27 protein-coding genes are annotated in these 24668 nt (G+C 65.4%); 15 read left to right on the forward strand and 12 right to left on the reverse strand.

Annotation, left to right across the window (positions count from 1 at the left end; translation table 11 throughout):
* Positions 1-45 precede the first annotated feature (45 nt).
* A complete protein-coding gene (locus ABZ293_RS10420; protein WP_355179266.1) occupies positions 46-504 on the forward strand; it encodes a MarR family transcriptional regulator in 459 nt (152 codons plus the stop codon).
* 44 nt (positions 505-548) lie between these two features.
* Here ABZ293_RS10420 and ABZ293_RS10425 read toward each other — a convergent pair whose 3' ends face one another.
* A complete protein-coding gene (locus tag ABZ293_RS10425) occupies positions 549-1730 on the reverse strand; it encodes an MFS transporter (RefSeq protein ID WP_355179268.1) in 1182 nt (393 codons plus the stop codon).
* 46 nt (positions 1731-1776) lie between these two features.
* Between ABZ293_RS10425 and ABZ293_RS10430 the strand changes: the two genes are divergently transcribed.
* The gene (locus ABZ293_RS10430) at positions 1777-2097 is read left to right on the forward strand and encodes a helix-turn-helix domain-containing protein (RefSeq protein ID WP_355179270.1); all 321 of its coding nucleotides are present in this window, start codon (positions 1777-1779) and stop codon (positions 2095-2097) included.
* A gap of 479 nt (positions 2098-2576) precedes the next feature.
* Here ABZ293_RS10430 and ABZ293_RS10435 read toward each other — a convergent pair whose 3' ends face one another.
* The gene (locus ABZ293_RS10435) at positions 2577-3185 is read right to left on the reverse strand and encodes a TetR/AcrR family transcriptional regulator (protein WP_355179272.1); all 609 of its coding nucleotides are present in this window, start codon (positions 3183-3185) and stop codon (positions 2577-2579) included.
* 60 nt (positions 3186-3245) lie between these two features.
* Here ABZ293_RS10435 and ABZ293_RS10440 point away from each other — a divergent pair, with 60 nt between their 5' ends.
* The 4 genes from ABZ293_RS10440 to ABZ293_RS10455 all read left to right on the forward strand — a co-directional run bounded on the left by ABZ293_RS10440 (position 3246) and on the right by ABZ293_RS10455 (position 6274).
* A complete protein-coding gene (locus ABZ293_RS10440; protein ID WP_355179274.1) occupies positions 3246-3638 on the forward strand; it encodes a DUF2867 domain-containing protein in 393 nt (130 codons plus the stop codon).
* A gap of 58 nt (positions 3639-3696) precedes the next feature.
* Entirely contained in the window at positions 3697-4497 is an 801-nt protein-coding gene (locus ABZ293_RS10445) for an HAD-IIA family hydrolase (RefSeq protein ID WP_355179276.1), read from the forward strand.
* Positions 4498-4730: 233 nt separating this feature from the next.
* Positions 4731-5363, forward strand: a complete 633-nt coding sequence (locus ABZ293_RS10450) for a TetR/AcrR family transcriptional regulator (protein WP_354958787.1) — start codon at positions 4731-4733, stop codon at positions 5361-5363.
* A 50-nt stretch (positions 5364-5413) separates the two neighbouring features.
* Positions 5414-6274: an alpha/beta fold hydrolase gene (locus tag ABZ293_RS10455; RefSeq protein ID WP_355179278.1), complete on the forward strand. Its 861-nt coding sequence runs from the start codon at positions 5414-5416 to the stop codon at positions 6272-6274.
* A 5-nt stretch (positions 6275-6279) separates the two neighbouring features.
* Here ABZ293_RS10455 and ABZ293_RS10460 read toward each other — a convergent pair whose 3' ends face one another.
* Together ABZ293_RS10460 and ABZ293_RS10465 are read right to left on the reverse strand one after the other, a co-directional pair.
* The gene (locus ABZ293_RS10460) at positions 6280-7206 is read right to left on the reverse strand and encodes a zinc-binding dehydrogenase (protein ID WP_355179280.1); all 927 of its coding nucleotides are present in this window, start codon (positions 7204-7206) and stop codon (positions 6280-6282) included.
* A gap of 16 nt (positions 7207-7222) precedes the next feature.
* A complete protein-coding gene (locus tag ABZ293_RS10465; protein ID WP_355179282.1) occupies positions 7223-7705 on the reverse strand; it encodes a luciferase family protein in 483 nt (160 codons plus the stop codon).
* A 67-nt stretch (positions 7706-7772) separates the two neighbouring features.
* Here ABZ293_RS10465 and ABZ293_RS10470 point away from each other — a divergent pair, with 67 nt between their 5' ends.
* Positions 7773-8207: a helix-turn-helix domain-containing protein gene (locus ABZ293_RS10470; RefSeq protein WP_355179284.1), complete on the forward strand. Its 435-nt coding sequence runs from the start codon at positions 7773-7775 to the stop codon at positions 8205-8207.
* Between the two features lie 9 nt (positions 8208-8216).
* Positions 8217-8648 (forward strand): nitroreductase family deazaflavin-dependent oxidoreductase, encoded by a 432-nt coding sequence (locus ABZ293_RS10475; RefSeq protein WP_355179286.1) that lies wholly within the window; start codon positions 8217-8219, stop codon positions 8646-8648.
* A gap of 160 nt (positions 8649-8808) precedes the next feature.
* On the opposite strand, the gene ABZ293_RS10480 is transcribed toward ABZ293_RS10475, so the two are convergent.
* A complete protein-coding gene (locus ABZ293_RS10480; RefSeq protein ID WP_355179288.1) occupies positions 8809-10866 on the reverse strand; it encodes a prolyl oligopeptidase family serine peptidase in 2058 nt (685 codons plus the stop codon).
* A 169-nt stretch (positions 10867-11035) separates the two neighbouring features.
* Between ABZ293_RS10480 and ABZ293_RS10485 the strand changes: the two genes are divergently transcribed.
* The 4 genes from ABZ293_RS10485 to ABZ293_RS10500 all read left to right on the forward strand — a co-directional run bounded on the left by ABZ293_RS10485 (position 11036) and on the right by ABZ293_RS10500 (position 16288).
* Positions 11036-12010 carry a membrane dipeptidase gene (locus ABZ293_RS10485; protein ID WP_355179290.1) on the forward strand — a complete coding sequence of 325 codons (975 nt, stop codon included), beginning with the start codon at positions 11036-11038 and terminating at the stop codon, positions 12008-12010.
* A 622-nt stretch (positions 12011-12632) separates the two neighbouring features.
* On the forward strand, positions 12633-14033 hold the full coding sequence (lpdA, locus tag ABZ293_RS10490) for a dihydrolipoyl dehydrogenase (RefSeq protein WP_355179291.1): 1401 nt from the start codon (positions 12633-12635) through the stop codon (positions 14031-14033).
* A gap of 96 nt (positions 14034-14129) precedes the next feature.
* Entirely contained in the window at positions 14130-14834 is a 705-nt protein-coding gene (locus ABZ293_RS10495; protein ID WP_355179293.1) for a polysaccharide deacetylase family protein, read from the forward strand.
* 83 nt (positions 14835-14917) lie between these two features.
* Positions 14918-16288, forward strand: a complete 1371-nt coding sequence (locus tag ABZ293_RS10500) for a HEAT repeat domain-containing protein (RefSeq protein WP_355179295.1) — start codon at positions 14918-14920, stop codon at positions 16286-16288.
* Positions 16289-16433: 145 nt separating this feature from the next.
* On the opposite strand, the gene ABZ293_RS10505 is transcribed toward ABZ293_RS10500, so the two are convergent.
* The 3 genes from ABZ293_RS10505 to ABZ293_RS10515 all read right to left on the reverse strand — a co-directional run bounded on the left by ABZ293_RS10505 (position 16434) and on the right by ABZ293_RS10515 (position 19122).
* Positions 16434-16850, reverse strand: a complete 417-nt coding sequence (locus ABZ293_RS10505) for a PPOX class F420-dependent oxidoreductase (protein ID WP_355179297.1) — start codon at positions 16848-16850, stop codon at positions 16434-16436.
* 113 nt (positions 16851-16963) lie between these two features.
* Positions 16964-18118 carry a heparan-alpha-glucosaminide N-acetyltransferase domain-containing protein gene (locus ABZ293_RS10510; protein WP_355179299.1) on the reverse strand — a complete coding sequence of 385 codons (1155 nt, stop codon included), beginning with the start codon at positions 18116-18118 and terminating at the stop codon, positions 16964-16966.
* 605 nt (positions 18119-18723) lie between these two features.
* On the reverse strand, positions 18724-19122 hold the full coding sequence (locus ABZ293_RS10515) for a helix-turn-helix domain-containing protein (RefSeq protein ID WP_355179301.1): 399 nt from the start codon (positions 19120-19122) through the stop codon (positions 18724-18726).
* Positions 19123-19221: 99 nt separating this feature from the next.
* Here ABZ293_RS10515 and ABZ293_RS10520 point away from each other — a divergent pair, with 99 nt between their 5' ends.
* Positions 19222-20073 (forward strand): SDR family oxidoreductase, encoded by an 852-nt coding sequence (locus tag ABZ293_RS10520; protein WP_355179303.1) that lies wholly within the window; start codon positions 19222-19224, stop codon positions 20071-20073.
* Positions 20074-20245: 172 nt separating this feature from the next.
* Here ABZ293_RS10520 and ABZ293_RS10525 read toward each other — a convergent pair whose 3' ends face one another.
* On the reverse strand, positions 20246-20623 hold the full coding sequence (locus ABZ293_RS10525; protein WP_355179305.1) for a VOC family protein: 378 nt from the start codon (positions 20621-20623) through the stop codon (positions 20246-20248).
* A gap of 154 nt (positions 20624-20777) precedes the next feature.
* On the opposite strand from ABZ293_RS10525, the gene ABZ293_RS10530 reads away from it, so the two are divergent.
* The gene (locus ABZ293_RS10530; protein ID WP_355179307.1) at positions 20778-21551 is read left to right on the forward strand and encodes a TetR/AcrR family transcriptional regulator C-terminal domain-containing protein; all 774 of its coding nucleotides are present in this window, start codon (positions 20778-20780) and stop codon (positions 21549-21551) included.
* A 17-nt stretch (positions 21552-21568) separates the two neighbouring features.
* Here ABZ293_RS10530 and ABZ293_RS10535 read toward each other — a convergent pair whose 3' ends face one another.
* Positions 21569-21706, reverse strand: a complete 138-nt coding sequence (locus tag ABZ293_RS10535; protein ID WP_355179309.1) for a hypothetical protein — start codon at positions 21704-21706, stop codon at positions 21569-21571.
* Between the two features lie 295 nt (positions 21707-22001).
* A complete protein-coding gene (locus ABZ293_RS10540) occupies positions 22002-22535 on the reverse strand; it encodes a carboxymuconolactone decarboxylase family protein (RefSeq protein ID WP_355179616.1) in 534 nt (177 codons plus the stop codon).
* Positions 22536-22923: 388 nt separating this feature from the next.
* Between ABZ293_RS10540 and ABZ293_RS10545 the strand changes: the two genes are divergently transcribed.
* Positions 22924-23805: a nuclease-related domain-containing protein gene (locus ABZ293_RS10545; protein WP_355179311.1), complete on the forward strand. Its 882-nt coding sequence runs from the start codon at positions 22924-22926 to the stop codon at positions 23803-23805.
* A 156-nt stretch (positions 23806-23961) separates the two neighbouring features.
* Here ABZ293_RS10545 and ABZ293_RS10550 read toward each other — a convergent pair whose 3' ends face one another.
* A complete protein-coding gene (locus ABZ293_RS10550; protein WP_355179313.1) occupies positions 23962-24666 on the reverse strand; it encodes a GntR family transcriptional regulator in 705 nt (234 codons plus the stop codon).
* Between the last annotated feature and the right edge of the window lie 2 nt (positions 24667-24668).

The raw sequence follows: 24668 nt of genomic DNA on the forward strand, positions 1-24668 counted from the left end.
TAACGTCAAGGGGTTAATGAGAAGTTGGGCAGATACCATGCGGACATGACGTCCATGCACTCCTCCGAGCGCCTCGGCTCCTACATCAAGCGCGCCGAACAGGCTCTCAACTCGGCGAAGAGTGCGGCGCTCAAACCGGCGGGCCTCACCGTTCCCCAGTACGGGGCCCTGCTGTTCCTCATCGAAAACCCGGGCATCAACGCCGCGGCGCTGGCCCGCCTGTGCGGGGTGACCCCGCCGACCATGAATACGATCCTGACGAATCTCCAGGACCGCGGCCTCATCGAGCGGACGCCCCACGCCTGGCATAAGAACGTCTTGGAGACCCGGCTCACCGAAGCAGGCGCGGCGCTCGCGAAGGAGGCGGATGCGGCCGCCGTACGCGTGGAGCGCGCATTGGCCGCCGAATTCACCGAAGCCGAGCACGCCGCCCTGTGTGGACTGCTCACCCGCTGCGCCGACCTGCTCGACTCGATCCGCCCCGAATCCGCACCAAAGAAGTAGCTCCCGGTCCGATCGGACCGGGAACCATTGGGGCGGGGGGATTTTCACGCCGGAGCGACTACCGCCGTTTCGGTGTGTACCGGTCGGCGCAGGGTGGCGACGCCGAGTGCGAGGGCGACGAAGCCGACCGCGGCCGAGGTCCAGGGGAGCCAGCCCGCACCCGAGGAATCCAGCACCGTGCCGCCGAGCAGCGAGCCGATGCCGCTGCCGAGGTAGATCGCCGAGCCATTGAGGCCGAGTGCGACGGTCGGCGCGTCGTGGGCAATGGCGAAGAGCCGGAATTGCTGCGGGATCAGGATCGCGGACCCGAAGAGGCCGGTCAGGCCGAGTACCGCGAAGACGGCCCAGGTGGTGTGGGTGGCCGGGCCGAGCAGGAGCAGTCCGATGAGGCTGCCGACGAGTCCGACGGTCAGCGTGCGCGCCGGGCCGAAGCGGTCGACGGCCCGGCCCGCCTGTGCATTGCCGATGACCTGACCCATGCCCATGACCAGCAGCAGCCAGGCGAGCTGTCCCTGCGGCACCGATGGGGCGACGACGACCGGCAGGTAGACGATGGTGGTGTAGGCCGCGGTCATCTGCAGCGTCGTCACCAGCAGTACCCGCAGCACCGCGGGCCGCGCGAGTACGCCGACGCGATCACGCAATCCGCTGCTCGGCAGGGTGACCCGCGGCAGCAGCAGCACCAGCGCCGCCGCGATGGCACCGCCCGCGGCGATCGCCCAGAGCACTCCGCGCCAGCCGATCCAGCGCTCGACGAAGATGCCGATCGGCACGCCAGCGACCGCGGACAGCGTGATCCCGGCGGTGACAACCGACAGTGCCCGCCCCCGGTGCGCATCATCGGCGACGACCCCGGCCACGGCAAAGGCATTGGCCTGGAATGCCGCCGCGCCGATCGCGGCCACGATACGCGCTCCGGCCATTACCGAAAAGTCCTCAGCCGCAGCCTGTCCGATCATGCCGAGGACGAAAAGTACTGCACCGCTGCCCAATACCCAGCGCCGATCCCACGGTCCGGTCGCGGCGGCGATGACCGGTGAGGCGATGGCGTAGGTCCAGGCGAACGTGGTGGTGAGCTGGCCCGCGGTGGCTATCGAAACATTCAGATCGCGGGCGATGAGCGGGAGCATGCCGTTCAGTACGAAACCGTCGGTGCCCAGTACGAAAGTGCCGATGGCGAGTGGAATCAAGGATCGATAGAGATTGTTCGATGGTTGTCGAAGCATCTTACGATGCTGCGATATAATTCGATGGTTGTCAAACAATCGGAGGATGAACGTGCGTCAGCTACCGCAGCCGAGCACCGGTGACCTGGACCTGATCCGGGTGCTCAGCGCCATCGCCGATCCCATTCGGCTGGAACTGATCCGCGCGCTCGCCGGGGTGCGTGAGCCGCTCAGCTGCGGCATCGATGGGTTCGATGTGGAGATCACCGCCGCGACGGCATCGCATCATTGGAAGGTGCTGCGTGATGCGGGCGTCACGACCACCTACGCCTCTGGCCGCAACCGGCTCGTCGAGCTGCGTCGTGACGCTCTGGAGGAACGCTTTCCCGGCCTGCTCGACGCGATCATCAATGCCTCGCAACGCTGACTCGGTTTCGAATTGGGTTCCGACAGTGGCGGTTTCAGCGATCGGAACTTCCTCGGCCTGAACGCATGCCGTTGACCTGTTCAAACGCCCCAAAAGTAGTGGCTTTACTGCCGGGGCCGCAGCTGGTGCACTTGTTACGAGGGTAAGCCTCGCAAGTCACTCGGGGGGTGGCGACGATGGACACAATCTGGGTGCAGGTCATCGCCGGTCTGCTGCTGTACGGCACGATCGCGTTCATCAGTCTTGCGGGTCGGCGGAGTCGAAATCGCCGCAGGAGCAACCGATGGAGCGCGGGCGGCAGCGGTGGCGACATTGGTAGCAGGTCCAGCTACGGCTGTGGCGGTGGCGGCGGGTCAAGCTGTGGCGGTGGCTCGAGTTGCGGTGGTGGGTCAAGCTGTGGCGGTGGCTCGAGTTGCGGTGGCGGGTCCGGCTGTGGAGGAGGCGGTGGTTGTGGTGGTGGCGGCAGCTGATCCGCTGCGTCAGTGCCGTTTCGGTGGCAGCAGACTCTGAAATGCCGTATCCACCAATGTCCTTCGCTGGGCATCGGTGCTCGGGAGTGCGTCGGGGGAGACGCGGGCCAGTTGGTTGAAGCCGTGGTAGATGCTCACGGCGACAACCGCTCTGGTCCGCGCCTGCGCAGCGGTCAGACCCAATTCGCGCAGCAATTCGGCAATGTATTCGATGCGCCGGTCCGCGACTCGGCGCAATGTCGCGGCGACCGCGGCCTGGTCCGCGGAGGCCAAGAGCGCCAATTCGATGCGTCCGGTGGCCGCGTAATCGATGACATGGGCGAACAGTCGATGCAACCGCTCGGCCGGATCGGTCTCGACACCGATCTCGGTGATCACATCGTCGGTGCTGTGCTGTTCCCAGCGGGCCAGTACCGCATCGATGAGAGCCGCGCGATCCTTGAAGTGCCAATAGAAGCTGCCCTTGGTGGTGCCGAGCCGCTTGGCGATGGGTTCCACCGCGACCGCCGCGAGGCCGCCCGCGGCCAGTGCGTCCAGTGCGGCCTGGGCCCAGTCGTCGGCGCTGAGCCGCCGCGGCGCCGACGTTTTGGCGGTCACACTCCTGCCCTCTTGTGCCATGCCCATACGCTATCGTATGGTCATTCCATACGCTCCCGTATGGGCTACTGGAGGAATGTGATGCCTACTCATGGACGAGTCGAGATTCCCGAACGGGCGGCCCTAGCTCGCGCATCCGGGTCGAATTGGGACTACATCGATTCCTACGAAATCGCATTGCCGCCGGGCGCTCCCACCGATCCACGCGAATGGACCCGAAAGATATTCTTCGGCAGGCCCTTTCCCGATCGCGAAAGCGGCGAGCGCGAGCATGTCACCGCCGATGCGATGCCGGTCCTCGATTTTGTCGTCTCGGTTCTGATCGACGATGACGCGGTCACCGTCACCTCTTTGGTCGAATACCGAAATGATTGGGGCCGACGGTATTTCGCCGTTGTCCGTCCATTCCACCGTCGGCTCGTGCCGTGGATGCTGGCACGTGCCGCCCGTGAATTCGCCCGCGGTGGCCGCTGACACGCCATGCCGAGCGGTTGCCGCGACGACTCCGGGCCATCGGCCGTAGGCTGAATCCATGTCCGGCGACACTCGGATCGGCGGTGTCCTCTACGACATCGACGGCGTGCTGGTGACCTCATGGCGCGAGCTGGAAGGCGCCGCCGACGCCGTGCGCCGGATCCGCGAAAGTGGTTTGTGCCGAGCGTTTCTCACCAATACGACCTCGCGCACCTGTGACGAGATCGCCGAGCGGCTGCGGAGCGCCGGATTCGATGTCGACGCCGACGAGATCGTCACCGCCGCCCGGCTCACCGGCGAGTATGTGAGCCGTCGCTATCCGGATGGGCGGGTCTGGGTGCTCAACCACGGCGATATCCGGCCCGACCTCGCCGCTCTCACCCTCGATGACGAACATCCCGATGTCGTCGTAATCGGCGGTGCCGGTGCGGAATTCACCCATCGTGCGCTGAGCCGGGTGGCCGAGCTGATGCTGGACGGTGTGCCGGTCGTCGCCATGCACAGCGGCCTGACCTGGGCCACCGATGACGGACTTCGCATCGATGCTGGCGCATATCTGCCGGGCTTGGCGGCCGCGGGCAATGCCGAGATCGCGGTGATCGGCAAGCCCGAGCCGGCGGGATTTCGGACTTGTGCGGACCTGATGGGCCTGGATCCGACCGAGGTGTTGATGATCGGCGACGATCTGCACTCCGATGTGCTCGCTGCCCAGCGGGTCGGCATGACCGGAGTTCTGGTGCGCACCGGGAAATTCCGGTCCGCAGTGTTAGCTGGGATGGCATCGGCGCCGGATCACGTCATTGATTCCGTGGCGGATCTGCCCGCGTTGTTGAAAGGTCTCCGGAACCGCGGAAAATAATTCTAAAAAACTCCTATAAAACACTTTCGGTGTGCCGAACCTCTCGGTATCGTCCGCATCGGCAAACTGCCAGTGACGAGGTGTGTGGCCGTAGCTAGATCGTATAGAAGCGAGATTACGGCGCAATAGCAACCGCGCGGCCAACTTTCGGCTAACGCGAACTCGGCCGTAGGTTGAGACGAACATGCCGATCCATGACGACGGCATCGGGCGCTTAGGTATTGTCTGCCCCAATGTCACAGGATGCGAATACGGGACGAATGTATGCCGGGCAACCCGTAGAGGACCGGCAACGACAACGGCGTGCGCGTTTTCTGGAATCGGGCCTTACGGTCTTTGCGCGCGATGGCTACGCAAATAGTTCGGTCGGCGCGATCTGTAAGGACGCCGGACTCTCCTCACGGCAGTTCTATGAGGAGTTCACCGGCCGCGAGTCTCTCCTACTCGAGCTCTACGAGCAGATCGATAGGGAATCGCGCGAAGCGGTAACCGCCGCCCTCGACAAGAAGTCGGATGCGACCGCCCTGGAGATCATCGACGCGTCCGTGCGCGCTTACGTCGAATCGATCGGCGCCGATCCGCGCAAGGCGCGCGTGGCGTTGGTAGAGGTCGTCGGCGCCGGGCCGAAGGTGGAGAAGTTCCGGCTGGAACTGCGCAGGGTGTGGGGTTCGCTACTAGCCAGCGCCGCCGAGGATGCGGCGATGCACGGCGAAATCCCCACGGGCGACTACGAGATGCGGGTACTCGCCATCATCGGCGCGGTCAACTATGTGGTCGACTCCTGGAGTGGTTCGGATCCGCGGCCGCCACTGGACGATGTGATCCGGGTGCTGAGCCGAGTGATCATGGGTGCGGTCGGCGCGTAGCACGGGTCGCTCCGGACGACCGGTGGTCATCGCGCGGTACGGTGCGCATCATGGAGAAGGTTCCGATCCAGATGCCGGATGGCAGCACCGTGCCGGTGCGGCTGTTCCCGGCGAGCGGAACGCACCGTCACCCGGTGACGCCGGACGCGCCCCGCCCGGTGGTGGTGCTGGTGCCCGGTCTCGGTGTTCCGGCCGGGTACTACGAACTGTTCGCCACCGCATTGGCCGCCCGTGGTTTCGACGCGGCCGTCGGCGAACTGCGCGGTGCCGGTGACAGTAGGCCGCGCCCGAGCGCCGCGAGCACCTACGGTTACCACGAATTGGTTTCGGTCGACTTCCCGGCGATCTTCTCGGTGGTGCGCGACCGGTTCCCGGACAGCACCCCGTACCTGCTCGGCCACAGCATGGGCGGCCAGCTCGCCGTGCTGTACGCCTCGCGCATCCGCGGCCGACTCGGCGGACTGATCCTGATCGCCTCCGGTACTCCGTATCACCGTGGCTTCCGCGGGATTTCGGGCCCCGGCATGCTGGTCGGCAGTGCGGCCATCTCGATGACGGCCAACCTGGCGGGCTTCTGGCCCGGTGACCGGATCTCGGTGGGCGGGTTCGGGCGCCAGTCGAAAGTGCTGATCTCCGACTGGGCCCGGCTGGCCCGCACCGGTCGCTTCCAGCCGGTCGGCGCGGATATCGACTATGAGGAGCGGATCGGCAGGCTGAAGCTGCCGGTGCTGTCCATCACCATGACCGACGACGATCTCGTGCCCGGCAGTTCGGCGGCGCATCTGCTGGCGAAGATGCCCAAGGCCGACGTGACTACCTGGGTACAGCCGGAACCCCTGGGACACAACGGCTGGATCCGCAAGTACAGCAGTACCGTCGACCAGATCGAGAAGTGGCTGCGGGACCGGTGACACTGCTAGAGGGTGACCGCCAGCTTGCCGAGGGTGCCTCCGGTGAAATCGGCGATCGCGGTTGTGGCGTCGGCCAGTTCGTAGCGTCTGGTGATCGGGATTCGCAGTCTGCCCGCCGCGGCATCCGCGGCCAGGCGATCCAGTTTGGTTCGGCTCGGATCGGCCATGACATCGACGGTGGCCAGATCGCGATCGGCGGCATCGACCGGCACGAAATGCACCGTGGAGGCGAATCGGCCACCGCGCGTGACCAATCCGGCGACGGTCGCGCCGTCCCCGGCCAGATGTAGTGCGGCTGGCACGCCATCGGGGGCCAGCTCGCGAACTCGGTCCACCAGGTCCGCGGGGTCGACGGCATGGTGGGCGCCGAGTGCCGAGACGAACTCGGTTTCCGCGCCGGGCCGTGCCGTGGCGATGACGACGGCGCCGCGCGCCGTCGCCAGTTGGATGGCATAGCCACCGACACCGCCGGTCGCACCCGAAATCAAGAGGGGTGTATCGGGTTTCGGTTCGAGCGCGTCGAGTGCGGTCAGTGCGGCCGTACCGGCGAGGCCGAGTGCGCCCGCCGCGGCGTCGTCGAGACCGGACGGGATCCGCGCAATGCCGTAACCCGCTGGCACCGCCACATATTCGGCGAGGCTGCCCTGACCCAGCGTTGTCCGCATGACGACACCGAAAACCTTTTCGTTCACGGCCAGGTCGGTGACCTGCGCGCCGATGGCGGCGATGGTGCCCGCGAAATCCTTGCCGAGCACGACCGGGAACTCGTGCTCGAACACCCCGCGCATATAGCCGCCGAGCACGCCGAGGTCGAAGCCGTTGATCGAGGTGTGCCGCACCCGGACCAGTACTTCGTCGGGTTCGGGCACGGGCACGGGCAATTCGGTGATGGTCGCGGGCTGGTCGAAGCCGGTGAACGCGATTGCGCGCATTGCTATGTCTCGCTTCCTATTTCGTGGGGGTGCGGTTGGCAGCCTGTTGCCATGAGGCGTGCAGTGCGGCGATGGCCAGGTCGAGTTCGGATTCATCGCGGGGCGCGTAGAGCATCACGATCGTGTCCGGCCATTCCGGCCGCCTGCTGATCGGATGCGGTTCGATCCAGCCCGCCTCGGTCAGCGGCGGTATGACCTCGCGGGGCAGGGTGAGGTGGAGAAATCCGCTCCGGTGGATGTGGCCGAATTCGTCGCGGCTCGGGTGCAGGAAGGCTTCCCACGGTCCGCGTGCATCGCGCAACCGGAGAGCGAGCGAACTCGGTTCCGAAACCTGGCTCGGCCCGGTGAATACATCCGGTAGCGCCTGGGCGTATTCGACCAGGGCGGCCCGGATCTCAGCCGGGGAGAAGCCGTCGAGCTGGTCGTGCGGTATCTCCCGGCCGGTCGTGGTCGGCCGGGGGCCGGACCGGCGCGGCGGGGCCGCTAGATCGACATTCACGTTCACCACACTTTCTGTTCGTTGGTTACTTCTTGTGTGCAACTGAAATCCTGTCGACAATGGGCTGATGACGGAAGAAGGCACTTTGACCTGCGTACCGAACACCGATGTGCGTGCGGCGACCGGCGATGAACCGATCGGCGAGGGGGCCGCGCTGTGTCAGCTCCGCGATGTGTTGGATCGGGTCGGCGACAAGTGGAGTGTGCTGGTCATGGCCTTGCTGACCGATGGGCCGCAACGGTATTCGCAGTTGCAGCGCTCGATCGAGGGGATCTCGCAGCGCATGCTCACCCTCACGTTGCGCAGCCTCGAACGTGACGGCCTGGTCGCGCGCACGGTGACGCCGACCTCACCGCCGCGGGTGGATTACCAGCTGACCTCCGTCGGCGCGACGCTGTCGACGCAGGTCAACGCGCTCATCGATTGGGCGCAGGGGCATCGCGAATATGTGTCGAGCGCGCGCCTGCGCTACGACGAGGCGCAATCGGGCAAGTCGTCATAGGCTGGTGTCGTGTCGAATGAGCAACGGCGGCAATTGAATCAGGAGATCGTCGCGGAGTTCCGCGCCAATGCGGGGGTGGTCGGCGGGCAGTTCGCGAACATACCCCTGCTGCTCCTCACCACGACCGGTGCGCGCACCGGCGCGGTATTCACCTGGCCGCTGGCCTATCAGCGTGACGGCGACCGAGTGGTGGTGTTCGCCGCCAATGGCGGTCGAGAGAACCGTCCGGGGTGGTATCACAATCTGATCGCACATCCCGAAGCCGTCGTCGAGGTCGGGAACGAGTCGTGGCCCGTGGTCGCATCGGTTGCGGAAGGGGCCGAGCGGCAACGGCTTTGGGAGCGTCAGTTGGTGGTCTCGCCGTTCCTGGCCGACTTTCAGGCCAAGGTGTCCTGGGAGATCCCGATCGTGATGCTCACCCGGTCGAACGGCACTTCCTGAGCGCGGCTCGGCTTTTCGCCCCGATGTCTGTAGTTCGGTGCGTCCGGCATGGGCTTGCGGCTGCGCTGTGCCGCGACGGCGGCCACCCATATGGCTCAGGATGCGCCCGACGGCGCAGAAAGTCGGCCCGGTGCACGCTGCACCGGGCCGGGGGATCGGCTCAGGCGGACCGTTCTATCAGCATCTGGGTGAAGAATTCGTAGATCAGTCCGGCCTGGAATGCGGACTGTTTGTTGTCGGCCGCGCCGCCGTGGCCGCCCTCGATATTCTCGTGGTACCAGACGGTGTGGCCCTGTTCCTCGAGCAGTGCGGCCATCTTGCGGGCGTGACCGGGGTGTACTCGGTCGTCGCGGGTGGAGGTGGTGAGCAGGATCGGCGGGTAGGCCGCATCGGCGCGGACATTCTGGTACGGCGAGTACTTGCTGATGTACTCCCACTCCTCGGGCTTATCCGGATCGCCGTATTCGGCCGTCCACGACGCACCGGCCAGCAGCAGGTGGTAGCGCTGCATATCGAGCAGCGGGACCTGGCAGACGATGGCGCCGAACAGTTCCGGGTAGCGGGTCAGCATGACGCCCATGAGCAGGCCGCCATTGCTGCCGCCCACGGCACCGAGTTGATCCGCAGTGGTGATGCCGCGGGCCACCAGATCCTTGGCGATCGAGGAGAAGTCCTCATAGACCTTGTGCCGGTTGGCCTTCTGCACCGAGGTGTGCCACTGCGGGCCGTATTCGCCGCCGCCGCGGATATTGGTCATCACCCAGGTGCCGCCGCGTTCCAGCCAGCCCATCCCGGAGGCGCCGCTGTAGGCAGGGGTGCGCGAAACCTCGAAGCCGCCGTAGCCCGACATCACCGTCGGCCCGGGGGTGCCCTTGTGATCGCGATGCCGGATCACGAAGTACGGCACCATGGTTCCGTCATCGGACCGGGCGAAGAACTGCTCGGTCTCGACGCCATCGGCGTCGAAGAAGCCCGGTTCCTGTTTGAGTTGTTCGGTCCGGCCGCCGACCGCGCTCGCGAGCAGGGTGGCCGGAGTGGTGAATCCGCTTGTGGTCAGCATGAATTCGTCGCCACCCTCGAGTGGGTCCAGATTCATCACACTGGTGGTCGCCATCGGCGGGGTGTCGGCCAGCGGTGCCCGGTGCCAGCCGTCCGGTCCGGGGGTGAGGACGTAGAGCTTGGTCTGCACATCCTCCAGGGTGATGAGCAGCAGATGGTTTTCGGTCCAGCCGTAGCCGTGCAGCGAGGTGTGCGCGTCCGGGGTGAAGACCACCTCGAATTCCCTTGCACCGGAGAGGAATTTCTCGAAGTCGATGGCCAGTAGCGCACCGGCGGGGTAGGTGGTGTCGGCGATCGTCCATGGCGTCTTCAGGCGCACCAGGAACCAGTCCTTGTACCAGGATTCGCTGGCATCGGTCGGCACCTCGAGCTGCCGCAGGCTGCCGTCGCCTTCGAGCAGGTACACCTCTTCATTGAAGAAGTCGGTGGCCCGGCCGACGAAATGCCGTTCGTAGCCGGGTGTCCGGTCGTAGCCCGCGGAGACCGCGACATCGCCGGGCGCACCCTCGAATACCGTCTCCGCCTCGGTGAGCGGGGTGCCGCGCCGCCAGCGCTTGGCAATGCGCGGATATCCGGAATCGGTGAGCGAGCCGGGACCGAAATCGGTACCGACATAGACCGAGTCGATATCGATCCAGCGGATCTCTGACTTCGCCTCGGGCAGGAAGTAACCGCCGTCGGCCGGATCGATGAATTCCCTTGTTTCGATATCGAATTCGCGCACCACCTTGGCATCGGCGCCGCCGCGGGACAGGCTGATCAGCGCGCGCGACTGTTCCGGCCGCAGCACCGCGGCGCCGCCCCATACCCAATTCTCGTGCTCCGCGGTGCCGAGCGCGTCCAGGTCGATCAGGACATCCCAGTCCGGCGACTCCTTGGCGTATTCGGCGAAGGTGGTGCGCCGCCACAACCCGCGCGGATGGTCGGCATCGCGCCAGAAGTTGTAGAGCCACCGGCCGCGCCGGCCCGGGTAGGCGATCTTGGTATCGGTATCGAGCATGTCGAGGATGCGGTGCTCGAGTTCGGTGAACCGATCGGAACTGGCAAAACGCTCGACGACCACGTCGTTGTGCGCGCGGGCGAAGTCGAGGGCCCGTTCATCGGTTACTTCTTCGAGCCACAGGTAGGGATCGGTCACAGTTAGCTCAACGCCCGTCATGTCCAGATTGTTGCCGAGGGTCCTCGGAAGGTGAGATTTCACTCGCTAAATCGGGCATATCGGGCACGCTGTTACGGATTGCTCGACATCGGGTCCGGGGTTGTCGTACCTACCGGTCGGCTCAGTAGGATCGCTGCTCCGAGACCGATCCGACCGGGAGGTGGCCGGTTTGCCACAGTTTCTCTGGGAGCAGCACTGCTGCCTGCCGCTACTGCATTCGGCGCGGATCGCGGACCTTGCGCGGTATCCGCTCGGATCGTATTTATCGGTGAACGTGGGATATTCGCGGCAGTCGACCGAGGATTCGCTGGCCTTGCTGCACAAGTTCCGTCGGGATGCGCTCGGCGACGGTCGATTCCGGCTGGTCGAGCGATTTGCCGATATCGGTGCGTCCGATTCGATTGCGTTGGCCTTCGATCTGGAGGATTCGGGGCCGCTCGGTGGTGATCTGGATAACGTCGAGATGTTCTACGAGTTGGGTGTTCGCTCACTGCTGCCGACCTATAATCATGCCAATGCGGCCGGTTGCGGTTGCCTGGACACCGACGACACCGGGCTGACCGCCTACGGCCGCGATCTGGTGCGCAAGCAGAACGAGGTCGGCGTATTCGTCGATGGTTCGCACTGCTCGCCACGGACCGGACTGGATCTGGCCGAGTGCACCGAGGTCCCGATGATCTACAGCCATTCCAATTTCGCGGCATTGTGGGAGCATCCGCGCAATATCACCGATGCGCAGGCAATGGCCTGTGCGGCGACCGGTGGGGTCATCGGTATCAATGGGGTGGGAATCTTCCTTGGGCAGAATGCGATCGATGGTCGGGCCGCGCGGGTGCGGGCCATGGCCGCGCATATCGAATATGGTGCCGAGCTCGTCGGCATCGAACATATCGGCGTCGGCTCCGATTACTCCTTCGACGCCGAGGATTTCAATGACATGCTCATGCAGGATCCGAGCGCGTTTTCCGACGCGTATACGAAATGGGGTCCGCTGCAATGGGTTCCGCCGGAGGATCTATTGGGGCTGAACGAGTTGCCCGGGTTGGCTGCGGCACTCGCCGAGCGTGGATTCAGTGCGGCCGACCGGGCGGCGGTATTCGGTGGCAACTTCGCCCGGATCGCACGGGAGGTCTGGCGGGACTGATAGCGGCCCCTCGACCGGTCCGCCACGATCGGATCGGGGAGTCGGGTTATTCGATCGAGCTTGCTGGACAGTGTCGCGCTGCCGGGGCGAGTGGGTGTGGTCTGCGCCGATGCTCGTCTGTCCAGCATGCTGAGGGCTGTTCGCCGTGTTGCCGGGGTGGGGTGGGTGTGGTCTGCGCCGACGTCCGTCCGTCCATCCACCGCGCCGAGCACTGGGCGGATAGGCGGGGTGATGCGGGGTTGTTGAACGGGATCAAAGGTGAGTGGGACCGATGTATCTCCAACCTCGGTTCGTCCCGGTCGATCGGCACCGGCGAAAGGGCCGATCGTGGATGTCCGGCGGTGCGCGGCGTCGAGTAAATAATGTTCACGGAAGTCCGCTTGTAATGCGCCGCGAACGCCGATCGGCGTACTCGATAGCTAATAGTTATCGGCTATCGAACCTGCTGGCGGTGCGAGCTGATTTAGTTCACCGCCGCAGTGTGGCGCAGCAGACAGCCAGGGTGGCATTGCGCCTCCATGTCGGCCTGCGCACCGAAAAGCGGCTGCGGTATGTGGCGCACGTCTCATAGTTGCAGGGGGAAGGTGGGTGAAGTGTGCACGACGGAGTTAGGCTCGACCACGTGACTTCCCATTACGACGTTGTCGTTCTCGGTGCCGGTCCTGGCGGTTATGTCGCCGCCATCCGCGCGGCACAACTTGGCCTCCGTACCGCGATCGTCGAGCAGAAGTATTGGGGTGGTGTCTGCCTCAATGTGGGCTGCATCCCTTCCAAGGCGCTGCTGCGCAATGCGGAACTGGCGCACATCTTCACCAAGGAAGCCAAGACCTTCGGCATCTCGGGCGATGTGAGCTTCGACTTCGGCGCCGCATTCGACCGCAGCCGCAAGGTCGCCGACGGCCGGGTCAAGGGCGTCCACTTCCTGATGAAGAAGAACAAGATCGACGAGTTCGACGGCACGGGCACCTTCACCGACGCGAACACCCTCTCGGTCGCGCTCTCCAGCGGCGGCACCGAGACGATCACCTTCTCGAATGTCATCATCGCCACCGGCACCGTCACCAAGCTGCTGCCGGGCACCTCGCTCAGCGCGAATGTGGTGACCTACGAGGAGCAGATCCTCACCCGCGACCTGCCCGGCTCGATCCTCATCGTCGGCGCCGGCGCAATCGGCATGGAGTTCGGCTACGTCCTGAAGAACTACGGCGTCGACGTGCGCATCGTGGAGTTCCTGGATCGCGCGCTGCCGAACGAGGACGTCGACGTCTCCAAGGAGATCACCAAGCAGTACAAGAAGCTCGGCATCACCATCACCACCAGTGCGGCCGTGCAGACGATCGACGACGACGGTTCGAAGGTCACCGTGTCGATCAAGGACAACAAGACCGGCAACCTGGAGACGGTGACCGTCGACAAGGTGCTGCAGGCCGTCGGCTTCGCGCCCCGGGTCGAGGGCTACGGCCTGGAGAACACCGGTGTCGCGCTCGAGCGCGGCGCCATTGTCATCGACGACAATATGCGCACCAATGTGCCGCACATCTACGCCATCGGCGATGTGACCGCGAAGCTGCAGCTCGCCCACGTCGCGGAGGCCCAGGGCGTGGTGGCCGCGGAAACCATCGCCGGTGCGCCGACGGTGACCCTCGGCGACTACCGGATGATGCCGCGCGCCACCTTCTGCCAGCCGCAGGTCGCCAGCTTCGGCCTCACCGAGCAGCAGGCCCGCGACGAAGGCTACGACGTGAAGGTCGCCACCTTCCCGTTCACCGCCAACGGCAAGGCGCACGGCCTCGGCGATCCGACCGGTTTCGTCAAGCTGGTCGCCGACGCCAAGTACGGCGAACTGCTCGGCGGCCACCTCATCGGTCCGGACGTCTCCGAACTGCTGCCGGAGATGACCCTGGCCCAGAAGTGGGACCTGACCGTCAACGAGCTGATCCGCAACGTCCACACCCACCCGACGTTGAGCGAAGCGCTGCAGGAAGCGTTCCACGGCCTCGCGGGCCACATGATCAACTTCTGATCATTCGACGAGACGGTGGCGTCCGGTCCGGAAGGGCCGGGCGCCAGCGTTTTTCGTGGGCGCGGTCGTCGAAGGCGGTCTGGTATACACGGATTGATGCTGCGTAGGTTGCTGATCGCCGGTGCGCTGTTCGTTGCCGTCGTGGTGCTGCTCGGGGTCGGCACCTATTACCTGATGAATTCGCGGACCTATCAACTCGCGGGACGCATCGTGCACCACGTCGATACGGACGACAAGATGGTTGCGCTGACCATCGATGACGGGCCGTCCGCGCAATACCCCGAAGTGTTGAAAGTCCTTGCGGACGTGCAGATTCCGGTGACGTTCTATCTGATCGGCGAGAATCTGGCCGCGCGGCCGGAGGCCGGGCGTGCGATCGCGCAGGCCGGGCACGAACTCGGCAACCACAGCTATACCCACCAGCGGATGGTGTTCGTCTCGGCCGATACCGTTCGGGACGAGCTGGAACGCACGGATGCCGAGATCCGCAAAACCGGCTATCAGGGGCCGATCACCTTCCGCCCGCCGTTCGGCAAGAAGCTGTGGGCATTGCCGAAGTATCTGTCGGATCACGATCGGACCACGGTGACCTGGGATGTGGAGCCCGACTCCGGCAAGGTGGCGAGCACCGATGGGATCGTCGCGGAAACGGTGGCCCAGGTGCGGCCGGGTTCCATTGTGCTGCTGCATGTCTGGAGCGATCAAGGGGCGGCTTCGCTGGCAGCGATACCGCGGATCGTCAGCGAATTGCGTTCCAGGGGGTACAGTTTCGTCACTGTTTCGAATTTGATCGGCCATTAGGCCTTGTTTCGAAGTGGTTCGACCACTGCTACGGGGCGGTTGGATTGTCGAGCCTGGTCGCGGCGGATGGTAGGAACGGATCCATGGAGTTACGCACCGCGGCAGCCGCGCTGGCCGATGAGTCTCTGCGAGACGAGGCGGTTGAGGTGATAGTGGCCGCGGGTGTTGATGTGATCGAGCTGTTGCTGGACGAGTTGGTCGATCCGGATTCGTGGATCGACCGTTCGGGCGGTATTGCGGTGCTGCGGCGGTTCGGACCTGTCGCCTATCGCGCGTTGATCGTGCAACTCGCGATCGCGGAGACCTCGGACGCCGTCGAGTTGTGCTGTCAGGCACTGGGTATCGAGCCGGCTTCGGATACCGCGGATTATGCGCTCGAGATGTGCAGCGAGGATCCCGAGGTACGGGCGGGCAGCGCTTTCGTGCTCGGTTACCGTCGCCGGCGTGAGTACGCGCCCTTGCTGGTGCCGCTGTTGGCGGATCCGGTGCAGCGGGTGCGTGTGGAGGTGATCGCCGCGTTCGGCCGCCTTGGTCGTTCCGCGGTGCCGTTGCTGCGCCAGGTCCGAGCTTCTCGGGCGCCAGAGCGGCGGTATGCGCTGGCGGCGCTCGCTCAGATCGGCTGGGACACACCCGAACCACGCGACCTGGCGGTGCTGGCCCGGTGGATGCAGGCCAAGATCGCGGCCGATGTTCCCGAACCCTTTGTCCCGCAAGATGGCTGGTATGCCATCCGAACCACTGACCGGGCCGCCGTACTCGAGGCGTTCGACCTGTCCGACCCGGTCGCGGTGACCTGGTCTACGGGCACCGACATCTGGCGGGGCCACGACTCCGGACACAGCCGCACCGCCTACGGCGAGCATGCCGATTGCGCCCGGATGTATGTGAGTCCCGTACTCGACGGTTGGACCCTGGTGTTCGGCACACCCGTCGCCGCTGGGGAACTGGATCGCCACGATCATGAGTTGAGCCGGATGCTCGACATCGATGACGACTACACCTCGGACGGACGCGAACACCAGGAACGGCAGGCCCGCTGCGCGGTACTGAGCGAGCGGTTCGGGCAGGCGCACTGGTACGGCCAGAACTACGAAAGCGGCTGTGACGACTGGTGGGGCTGGTGCCTGGCAGCCGACGGAAAAGTGCAGCGCTACTACTACCGGGACTGGTGCGAGTATGCCGAGCCGATTCGGGTCGGGTCGGGACATGCGGCAGAGGCCGGCCTGCTGTTCGATTCGACCGAGATCGAGAATCCGGTGGACCGCAACGGGTTCCGGCAGCAGGACGGGATTGCCGATACCGTGACACCGATGCTCATTGCCGCACGGGCCTCGGTCGATCCGTCGCGGATCGGCGCGAACACCCCTATCCAGGGGCATGGTGTGCTGGCACTAACCGGTTGCGGGCGACGACTCGGGCACCGTGGCGCCTTCGGGTGCGCCCCCGGGGTGTGATCGGCCGCGGCGCGCAATTCGGGATCCCGTGGATTCAGCGCATGGACGTTGAGTGGACGAATGCAGCCCACGACGAACTGCTCCGCCACCTCTGCGGATTCCGCGCAGGGGCAGCGCGGCCGATTCCGATCTGAATCGTCGCCGATCAGAGCATTCCGTACGCGTAGGTGGGGGTGATGCGGACCAGCGCGCGGCGGTCCTTGACCATCGCCGCGCGGTATTCGGTCCAATCGGGGTGTTCGCCGGAGGCCGCGCGGTAGTAGTCGACTAGTTCGTCGACCGTGGCATCGTCGGGAGCGGCGGCGACGGGAGTCACTTCGACGTTCCCTTCGAGGACGGCGTACGCCCAGAAATCATCCTGGGTCACATGGATCGCGGCCCACGGGTCACGCACCAGGTTGTGGTATTTCGCCCGATCGGCGGTGATGGAGATGCGAATGATCCCGTCATCGCCGATGACGTGCAGCACATTGGACAGTTGCGGCCGCCCATTGCGCCGAATCGTGGTCAGCACCGACCGCCGGTGGGCGCGAGCGAAGTCGAGCGCGGAGGAAAGTTCCATACCCAGGTCAACGGGTCGCCGCCTTCGGCCCTTCCCGCGCGGCATCAACCTGGCCGCCTTTCGATTCCCCAGGACCGACGGTTTGTGCTGAGCGGGACTGGTTGGGTGCCGGTTCAGGCGACTGGTTGCGGGCGTGGAGTGGGTTCCGGCGCGGGGTGTCGGGTGCGGACGGCGGCTCGGGTTATCCAGGTGACGAGCCGTTCGAGTGGGCCGCGACCGAGGAAGCGGGTCCATAGCAGCGAGCCGACCGCGGCGACGGCGACCGACCAGAGGAAGAAGGACGGATTTCCGTCGGCGCGCTCGTCGACGAATGCCAGCGAAATGACATGTGCGGCATATACGGTCAGCGGAAGGTAGCCGATGGCCGTGAGCGGGGTCAGGATTCGCATGAGCACCGGCGGGCAGCTCAGGAGCAGTCCGAGCAGCGCGACCGCCAGTCCGCCGGAAGCCAGGATTTCGAAGAAAGTGCCCGAATGCGGTTGCGCGGTCAGCAGTGATACGAAGCCAGGGCGGGGGATGGTATCCGGATCAACGTCTTTCGTATCGAGATCGCCGAGATCGGGTGCACCGGAACCGAATACCCTGGTGCAGACCCAGGCGATGCCGTAACCGAGCACCGCGGCGGCGAAGCCCCAGCCCAGCAGACGGGTCCTGATGGCCGTGAAATCGCTACGGCCGATGGCGAGTCCGATGAGGACGAACGCGACCCAGATCAGCGCCGGATAGGAACCGGAGATGGCCAGGGTGACGATCCCACCGGTGCCGAGCGTGCTGGTCGGCAGCACCGACACCAGACACCACACCAGCACGGGCGTGATCACCGCCCAAACCGCGGCGGTGATCAGCAGTCGCCGCGGTCGCCAGGCCAGGAACGGTACGGCCAGGACGAACATGACCGCGTAGTACTCCAGGATCACCGCAGCCGTCGTTCCGGTGGCCTGCAATATCCCGCCGATCAGGAAGAGCAGTGCGGCGCGCACCATGACGCGCAGCCGGGCCGTGACCAGGTCCGAACCGGTCGACGGATGCGCGCGCCCGGTCATCAATGCCAGCGAGACGCCGCCGAGCACCGCGAACAGAATCGAGGACCGCCCCGACGCGATGTTGGTCCAATGTGCCGGATCCGACCAGGTCAGCTCGCCGTACGCCAGCGTATGTGCCGCGATCATGCCGACCACGGCCAGCCCCCGCGCAGTATCCACCGCACCGATCCGATTGCGGTCGAACTTTCCCGCGCCGATCATGACCTCGCCCTGACATTCGGGCAATCGCTTTTCATGCGCCCACCCTCCCGCACGCTTCGTTAAGAAACCATGAGTGAACAGGCACTTGTGCATCGTTGCGCAACCGGAAGGCCAGCTGTCGCATAGGCAGTGGTTAGTTCGCAGGTCGCAGCCTGTGCGCGATGCCCCGTGCTTATGCGACAGCCGTAGCTCGGCGGGGCAGCGCTGTGTGGCCCCGAGGACGTGGGCGGCAATCTAGGGGCTGGGCCATGCGATCGTGAATTCGGCCGCGACCCTGAGTTCTTCGGCGACCTGCGGGCGCGAGCTGTGAGTTGCGGTGATATGCGAGCCGGGGCGTCGATTGCGGCGAGAAGCGAGCGCGGGCCGTTAGCGGCAGTGGTACGCGGCGCGAGCGGGGATGCGGCTGTCACCAAATCGCGGTGTTGCGCGGGCGTCGGCCGGGAATGCAGGGTGTGAGCTGTTAGTGGCGGTGGGTGCGTGTGAGCTGGGGATAGGGGCGCGGCTTGTCGGTCACGGTGGTACGCGGAGTAGGCCGTCGGGTTGCGGCTGGATATGGGCGCGGGCCTCGATCATGGTGGTACGCGAGTTGCGGTGTTGTGCGGGCGTGGGGGAGATACGGGGCGGGGCCGTTAGTCGCGGCGGTATGCGGCTTGGGCTGCGTGGACTTGGGGCATATTCGTTTCCAGGACCACGATGAGGCTTTCCAGGCGCTCGGCGACCTCGGCGCCGAGGTCGGTCAGGGTGTATTCCACTCGGGGTGGGATGGTTTCGTGCACTTCGCGGTGCACCATGCCGTCGCGTTCGAGGGCCTGCAGGGTCTGGGAGAGCATGCGCTCGCTGACGCCGTCGACGCGGCGGCGCAGGGCGCTGAAACGATACGGGCCCTCGCGCAGCGCCACCAGGGCGAGGGTGCCCCAGCGGCTGACCACATTCTGCAGCACCGGTCGTGACGTGCAGTTTCGAGCGAATACGTCGGCTTCCAGCGTCGGATCGTCGGTGCTCGCCGACGGCGGGCGCTGAATGGTCATGCAGTCGATGGTACCTAACTTGACCAAAGTGTCTACGGAATGCATAGTGCTTACTATTAGTTAGTACTTGATGAACCGTACATACCTTAGGAGGTAGTCATGACCGTCGCCGTAACCGCAGCCGGTGGGCAGTTGGGTCGTCTCGTTGTGGAGGCGCTTTTGCGCGAGGGCACTACGCCGGTAGTCGCGATCGTGCGTGATCCGCAGAAGGTCGCCGATCTGGCCGAGCGGGGTGTCGAGGTTCGCCAGGCCGCCTACGATGACCCGGACGCGCTCGACCGCGCGCTCGCTGGCGTCGACCGGGTGCTGCTCGTCTCCGGCAATGAGTTCGGTGCGCGAGTCGCGCAGCACACCAATGTGATTCGCGCCGCCGAGCGGGCAGGTGTGAAACTGCTCGCCTACACCAGCATTCCGCGCGCCACCGAGAACCCGCTGATGCTGGCGCAGGAACATATCGGCACCGAGGCGGTGCTCGCGGAATCCACTGTCCCGTACGCGATCCTGCGCAATGGCTGGTACTGGGAGAACTACCTGGGCGGACTCGGCCACGCCGTCGAGACCGGGGTGCTGCACGGGGCCGCGAGCGATGGCCGTGTCGCTGGCGCGGCGCGCGCCGACTACGCCGAGGCGGCCGCCAAGGTGCTGACCACTGATGGACACGAGGGTCGCGTCTATGAGCTCGGCGGCAACGAAAGCCTCACCTATGCCGAACTCGCCGAGGTGATTTCGCAGGCATCGGGTAAGCCGGTGCGCTACGAGAACCTGTCCACGGAGGACTACAACGCCGCGCTCGAACAGGCCGGACTCCCCGCCCCTTACGCCGCGGCACTCGCCGACGCGGATGCCGGAATCGGCAACGGCATCCTCGATGTCGACTCGGGCGACCTCCAGAAACTGATCGGCCGCCCCTCCACCCCCGCCATCGAAATCTTCCGCGCCGCCCTCGCCTGACCGCATCCCCGTCATCCGAGCCACGGGCTTGCACACCGTATTTCGCGGTCGCGCTATCCGCGCCGCCCATGCGGCGTGCAAGCCCGTTGTGCGTCAACGGAATGAGTTGGCTTTGTCCGCCGTGTTCGCGCTAGCTATGCGGCGGTCGACAACCTCGGAACCGGCCCGGCGGCTAAACCCATTGCACCAGTTGCAGGATGATGCCGTTCGGGTCGGTGATCTGGAAGTAGCGTTCGCCCCAGGGCTCGGTTTCGATCGGCGTGACGATTGGGACGCCTGCCTGCTGGAGGCGGTCGTATTCGGCATCGATGTCGTCTACGACGAAGGCGACCAGTAGACCCTCGCCTGCGCTGCCCGCTTTGTTCTTCGGTTTGAAGCTGTCCAGGCCGGTGCGCAGGTAGCAGATGCTGAAACCGGCGTCGGGGCGGGCAATGGCGACGAAGCCGTCGGCCGAGTTCTGCTCGGTGAAGCCGAGATGATCGATGGCGAATTCGGCCGAGGCCTGCGGATTGGCGACATTGAGGGAGATTGCGGAAGCGGTGATGTTCAAAGGGTCCTCCTCTGGAGCAGCCATAAACTCTGTACTAAGTACGCTGTACTTTGTACAGAAATTTCCGATCGGCCGCACTGTGACGTGAATCACCCCGATACGATCGGCTCGAGCATGGTTCGAGCGGGGATGGCCCGCAAGGTGAGGAGGTGGCGTGGCCGAGCAGTCGCGGGATCGCAGTAGTGCGGGTGATCCCGTGCGCACCTTGGAATTGCTGTGGCGCGTGCCCGGCGCATCCGAGCGACAGCGCGGACCGAAGCAGCGCAGCAGTGTGGATGCCGTGGTCGCGGCGGCAATCGAGATCGCGGACGCGCAGGGGATCGGCGCGCTCACTATGCGCGCCGTAGCCACCGAACTCGGCCTGACCCCCATGGCCACCTACACCTATGTGCCGGGCAAGGCCGAACTGGTAGACCTCATGCTGGATGCGGTCTACCGGGAGATGTCACGCTCCGATCTGAGCGAGCTGCCCTGGCGCGATCGGGTCGCGACAATCGCCGCCGAGAACCGCGCCATGCTGATCCGCCATCCGTGGGTCGCCTATCTGCCGACCACGCGTCCGCCACTCGGCCCCGGCATCGCGGCCAAATATGAACACGAATTGCGCGCCTTCGACGGCCTCGGCCTCGACGATATCGATATCGACGCGGCCCTCACCTTCGTCCTCGGCTTCGTCACCTCGGTCGCCCGCATCGCCATCGATACCGAGCGCGCCGCCGCCGACAGCGCGATGTCCGACCATCAGTGGTGGGAGCGCGCCGCTCCGCTGCTGGCCCAGGTTTTCGACGCCGAGCGCTATCCGCTGGCCGCCCGCGTCGGGGCGGCCGCCGGTCAGGCTCACGACTCCGCGTATAGCGCCGACCATGCCTATGAATTCGGCCTGGCGCGAGTCCTCGACGGCCTGGCGGGGCTCATCGAAAACCGTTGAGTCGCATGCGGTATCGGCTACTGATCGCCGGGGCCGATTTCGTTGTGTGGGTCCTGATGCTGCGCGGAGTCCGCATTGGCGGGCAGCATGAAACTTGTGATCACGATTGCCAGAAGGATGAATCCCGCCACGATCAACACGAGGCTGACGGTCATGACGCCCCCTTTCTCCTGTCGAGCTGACAGCTAATTGTCGGCAAGCTTGATGGAGGGGTTTCCCATGGTCGTGTCGTCACACTATGGCGTGTGACACAGTTCGGATACGCGCTTCAGAATAGGTGCTTGCGCGGATTTGGTGGGCGGGAAGTGATCATTCTGTGAGTGACCCGCCGCAGTTGTTATCCAGTTGGACGGCCTTCGGCAATGATCGCCCTGGAGTTGCTACAAAATAGAGAAAGCGGCGCGCAGGCCATTGAATCGCCCGCGCGCCGCCTGGATAATGCCCCGAGCGTCAGAGCCCGTCGCGCTGGATCCGCAATGCGGTAATCGTCGCGGCCAACCCCTCGTATTGATTGATGAGCAGGACGATTTCGATCAGGCTGCGCTCGTCGTAGTGCTCGGCAAGGGCGGCCCAGGTGGCATTGCCGATATCGCGGGTTTCGACCAATTCGTCGACGGCGGCGAGCAGGGCGCGGTGTTTATCCGACCACCCGTCGGCGGAGGGGCCGGTCCGCAAGCGCTCCAGGATTTCCGGCGTGACACCGGCACGCCTGCCGAGGCGGATGTGATGGTCCATTTCATAGGCGCAGTCGCGCAGGCGGGCGACGCGCAGGATGACCAGTTCGGATTCGTGCCGGGGCAGTCGGCCGCCCGGCATCAATCGTCCCGAGAAGTGCAGCCAGCCGCGGAACAGGCCCTTTGTCCGGCCGAGTGTGCTGAACAGATGTGCGTCATCTGTTCCCGCCGCGCGCGAAAGCATTTGCCAGACAACCCAGTTGATCGGACCGAGCTCGCGGAGCCGTCCGGGTGAAATGCGTGGTTGCAACGCCGAAACCATGCCTTTTCCTCCTGCTCTCCGGTGTGCACCGGAGGAGTCTCGTCGCGGGGTCCGTGGTGTCGGACCGAATCCGAGCGTACTAGCGGGTAGGTCGGCAATCGGTGGGTCGGCGGCACTCTATTGCGCGGCGCGCGGTTCCTGGACCTCGCGGTATCCCGGTTGGGCGCAATTTGTGACCTCATCAATGGGGGTGCTGCTGGGGGACTCCGTGCCGGCCTACCGGTCCAGTTAAATCCGACTGGCCGGTTTTCTATGGCTCAATTGTGCTGGCCTTCTTGGCTTTCCGGTGGTCTTCGCGGCGACCGCGGGTCATCATCAGTACCGGCGCGGTGGATGCGGGACGCCGGGGCGAACCGGATGAGGCAGGGAAAACGCGATGCTGGTGAAGATCAAGACCGGAGCGAATCTCTCCGGGGCGGAGCAGGAGTTCGTGGAATGCCTGCGGTCGTATCCGACGACCGGTGTCGCATTGCTCGACCTGACGGTCGGTGACCACGGGTCCCGGCGGGTCGATGCGGTCATCCTGACCCCGCGCGGCATTACGACGGCCGATGTCAAGGGCTTCCGGCGCCGCCAGAACGGGATACTGAGCCTTCCGGGCGACGGTCCGTGGACGATCAGCGCGGAGCCCGCCGAATTCGATGAGGAGATCTCGGGCGACCCCGTCGACCACTTGGAACACAGCGTGCAGGCCGTGAAGATCACCCTCGAGCGGGCGCTGATCGATCCGGGTCATATCTGCGGCGTCGTCGTGCTGGTGCCGTTCCGCGGGGTCGCGGTGCGGCCCGCGCGCACCAACCTGCGCCCCGGCATGGATGTGCTCGTTGCGAATGCCCGCGACGCGGCCGAACTGCGCATCTACCTCGACGGCTTTTCCGCCGGACCGCGCAGCTGGACCGCCGATCGGGTCGCCGCCGCCTGCGCTGCGCTCGGTGCCGAAAAGCCATCGCGCGCCGAACTGCTCGCCGATGGCTTCGATGCGGTGCAGCCCGAGGCGCCGACGCCGTCGGCGCGGGACCTCCGACAGCACGTCATCCCCACACCGCTGCCGCCGAGTAGGCGGCAGACGACGACAGGGTGGGCGATCTTCGCCGTTGCGCTGCTCGGCATGGTGGTCGTGCTGATCGTGATCGCGAATTCGCTCGCACATGATTCGGCTCATCCGGCCCGCGAGTCGGATACGACGACAACGAGCGTGACACCGTCGCCGCCGCCGTACCGTCCGATCGAATGCTGGCCGTTCCAGACCAAGTGCTGATTCCGAAGGTCTGTGCCGTCTTGTTCGCCCACATGGTGGGTCGAAGTCGCGCTGGGTGGGCCACGGAATCCCGGTGTCCGACGGTTTATCGTGGCATCCTCGAGAACGGTCGATGGATGGCCGACTGATCCCGGTTCGGTCGAACCGGGTCATCTGTCAATCGCGCACTGCGCGTGAGAGTTTCGTGAATTCGATGGCCTGCTGCGCGCGAGCCAGCACGTGAGTGCGGGAGCGGCCGATATGTGTGGTGAGGGTGCGCAGTGCCGCATCGGGATCACCGTCGAGCAGTTGTTCGGCGATCGCGATGTGCTCGGCGGTCATGGTGGCGATCCGCTCGGGCGTCGGCAGGTCGAGGGTGCGGACCGGGCGCACCCGGACGTACACGCCGGTGAGCGCATCCGCCAGCGCCGCATTGCCCGCCGCGGCGAGCAGCGTCGTATGGAACTGCTCGTCCGCGGCGACCAGCGCGGGGCCGGGTTCGGGTGGATCGTCGCGAAAGCCGCGCCAGGTGTCGAGTTCCGCGCGCACCAGCGCCAGATCGTGTGCGGGCGCTGGCTCGCCCACGATACCGATCACCCGCTGAAATCCCCTGGCCTCCAGCACAATCCGCAACTCGTACAGATTGTCCAGCTCAGCCAATCGTGGCCGGAACGGATACAGCCCATCGGCGTGGCGCTCCACCAACCCGTCGGCCCGCAGCCGGGCCAGCGCCTCCCGCACGGGGGTGCGTGAGACCCCGTATATCTCGGCCAGGCGTTCCTCGCCGAGCCGTTCGGTGGGCACGATCGCTCCGGTGGCCAGGTCCCGCCGCAGCGATTCGTACACCCGCTCGCTGAGCGGAACCCGCCCCCTGCGCGTCATGG

It is taken from the genome of Nocardia sp. NPDC005998 (genome assembly GCF_040614395.1).
GTDB lineage: Bacteria > Actinomycetota > Actinomycetes > Mycobacteriales > Mycobacteriaceae > Nocardia.

Bases quoted from the DNA above. Each gene is read 5' to 3' on its own strand.
- ABZ293_RS10420 (WP_355179266.1), top strand. From the start codon at position 46: ATGACGTCCATGCACTCCTCCGAGCGCCTCGGCTCCTACATCAAGCGC.
- ABZ293_RS10425 (WP_355179268.1), bottom strand. From the start codon at position 1,730: ATGCTTCGACAACCATCGAACAATCTCTATCGATCCTTGATTCCACTC.
- ABZ293_RS10430 (WP_355179270.1), top strand. From the start codon at position 1,777: ATGAACGTGCGTCAGCTACCGCAGCCGAGCACCGGTGACCTGGACCTG.
- ABZ293_RS10435 (WP_355179272.1), bottom strand. From the start codon at position 3,185: ATGGCACAAGAGGGCAGGAGTGTGACCGCCAAAACGTCGGCGCCGCGG.
- ABZ293_RS10440 (WP_355179274.1), top strand. From the start codon at position 3,246: ATGCCTACTCATGGACGAGTCGAGATTCCCGAACGGGCGGCCCTAGCT.
- ABZ293_RS10445 (WP_355179276.1), top strand. From the start codon at position 3,697: ATGTCCGGCGACACTCGGATCGGCGGTGTCCTCTACGACATCGACGGC.
- ABZ293_RS10450 (WP_354958787.1), top strand. From the start codon at position 4,731: ATGTCACAGGATGCGAATACGGGACGAATGTATGCCGGGCAACCCGTA.
- ABZ293_RS10455 (WP_355179278.1), top strand. From the start codon at position 5,414: ATGGAGAAGGTTCCGATCCAGATGCCGGATGGCAGCACCGTGCCGGTG.
- ABZ293_RS10460 (WP_355179280.1), bottom strand. From the start codon at position 7,206: ATGCGCGCAATCGCGTTCACCGGCTTCGACCAGCCCGCGACCATCACC.
- ABZ293_RS10470 (WP_355179284.1), top strand. From the start codon at position 7,773: ATGACGGAAGAAGGCACTTTGACCTGCGTACCGAACACCGATGTGCGT.
- ABZ293_RS10480 (WP_355179288.1), bottom strand. From the start codon at position 10,866: ATGACGGGCGTTGAGCTAACTGTGACCGATCCCTACCTGTGGCTCGAA.
- ABZ293_RS10495 (WP_355179293.1), top strand. From the start codon at position 14,130: ATGCTGCGTAGGTTGCTGATCGCCGGTGCGCTGTTCGTTGCCGTCGTG.
- ABZ293_RS10500 (WP_355179295.1), top strand. From the start codon at position 14,918: ATGGAGTTACGCACCGCGGCAGCCGCGCTGGCCGATGAGTCTCTGCGA.
- ABZ293_RS10505 (WP_355179297.1), bottom strand. From the start codon at position 16,850: ATGGAACTTTCCTCCGCGCTCGACTTCGCTCGCGCCCACCGGCGGTCG.
- ABZ293_RS10515 (WP_355179301.1), bottom strand. From the start codon at position 19,122: ATGACCATTCAGCGCCCGCCGTCGGCGAGCACCGACGATCCGACGCTG.
- ABZ293_RS10520 (WP_355179303.1), top strand. From the start codon at position 19,222: ATGACCGTCGCCGTAACCGCAGCCGGTGGGCAGTTGGGTCGTCTCGTT.
- ABZ293_RS10535 (WP_355179309.1), bottom strand. From the start codon at position 21,706: ATGACCGTCAGCCTCGTGTTGATCGTGGCGGGATTCATCCTTCTGGCA.
- ABZ293_RS10545 (WP_355179311.1), top strand. From the start codon at position 22,924: ATGCTGGTGAAGATCAAGACCGGAGCGAATCTCTCCGGGGCGGAGCAG.
- ABZ293_RS10550 (WP_355179313.1), bottom strand. From the start codon at position 24,666: ATGACGCGCAGGGGGCGGGTTCCGCTCAGCGAGCGGGTGTACGAATCG.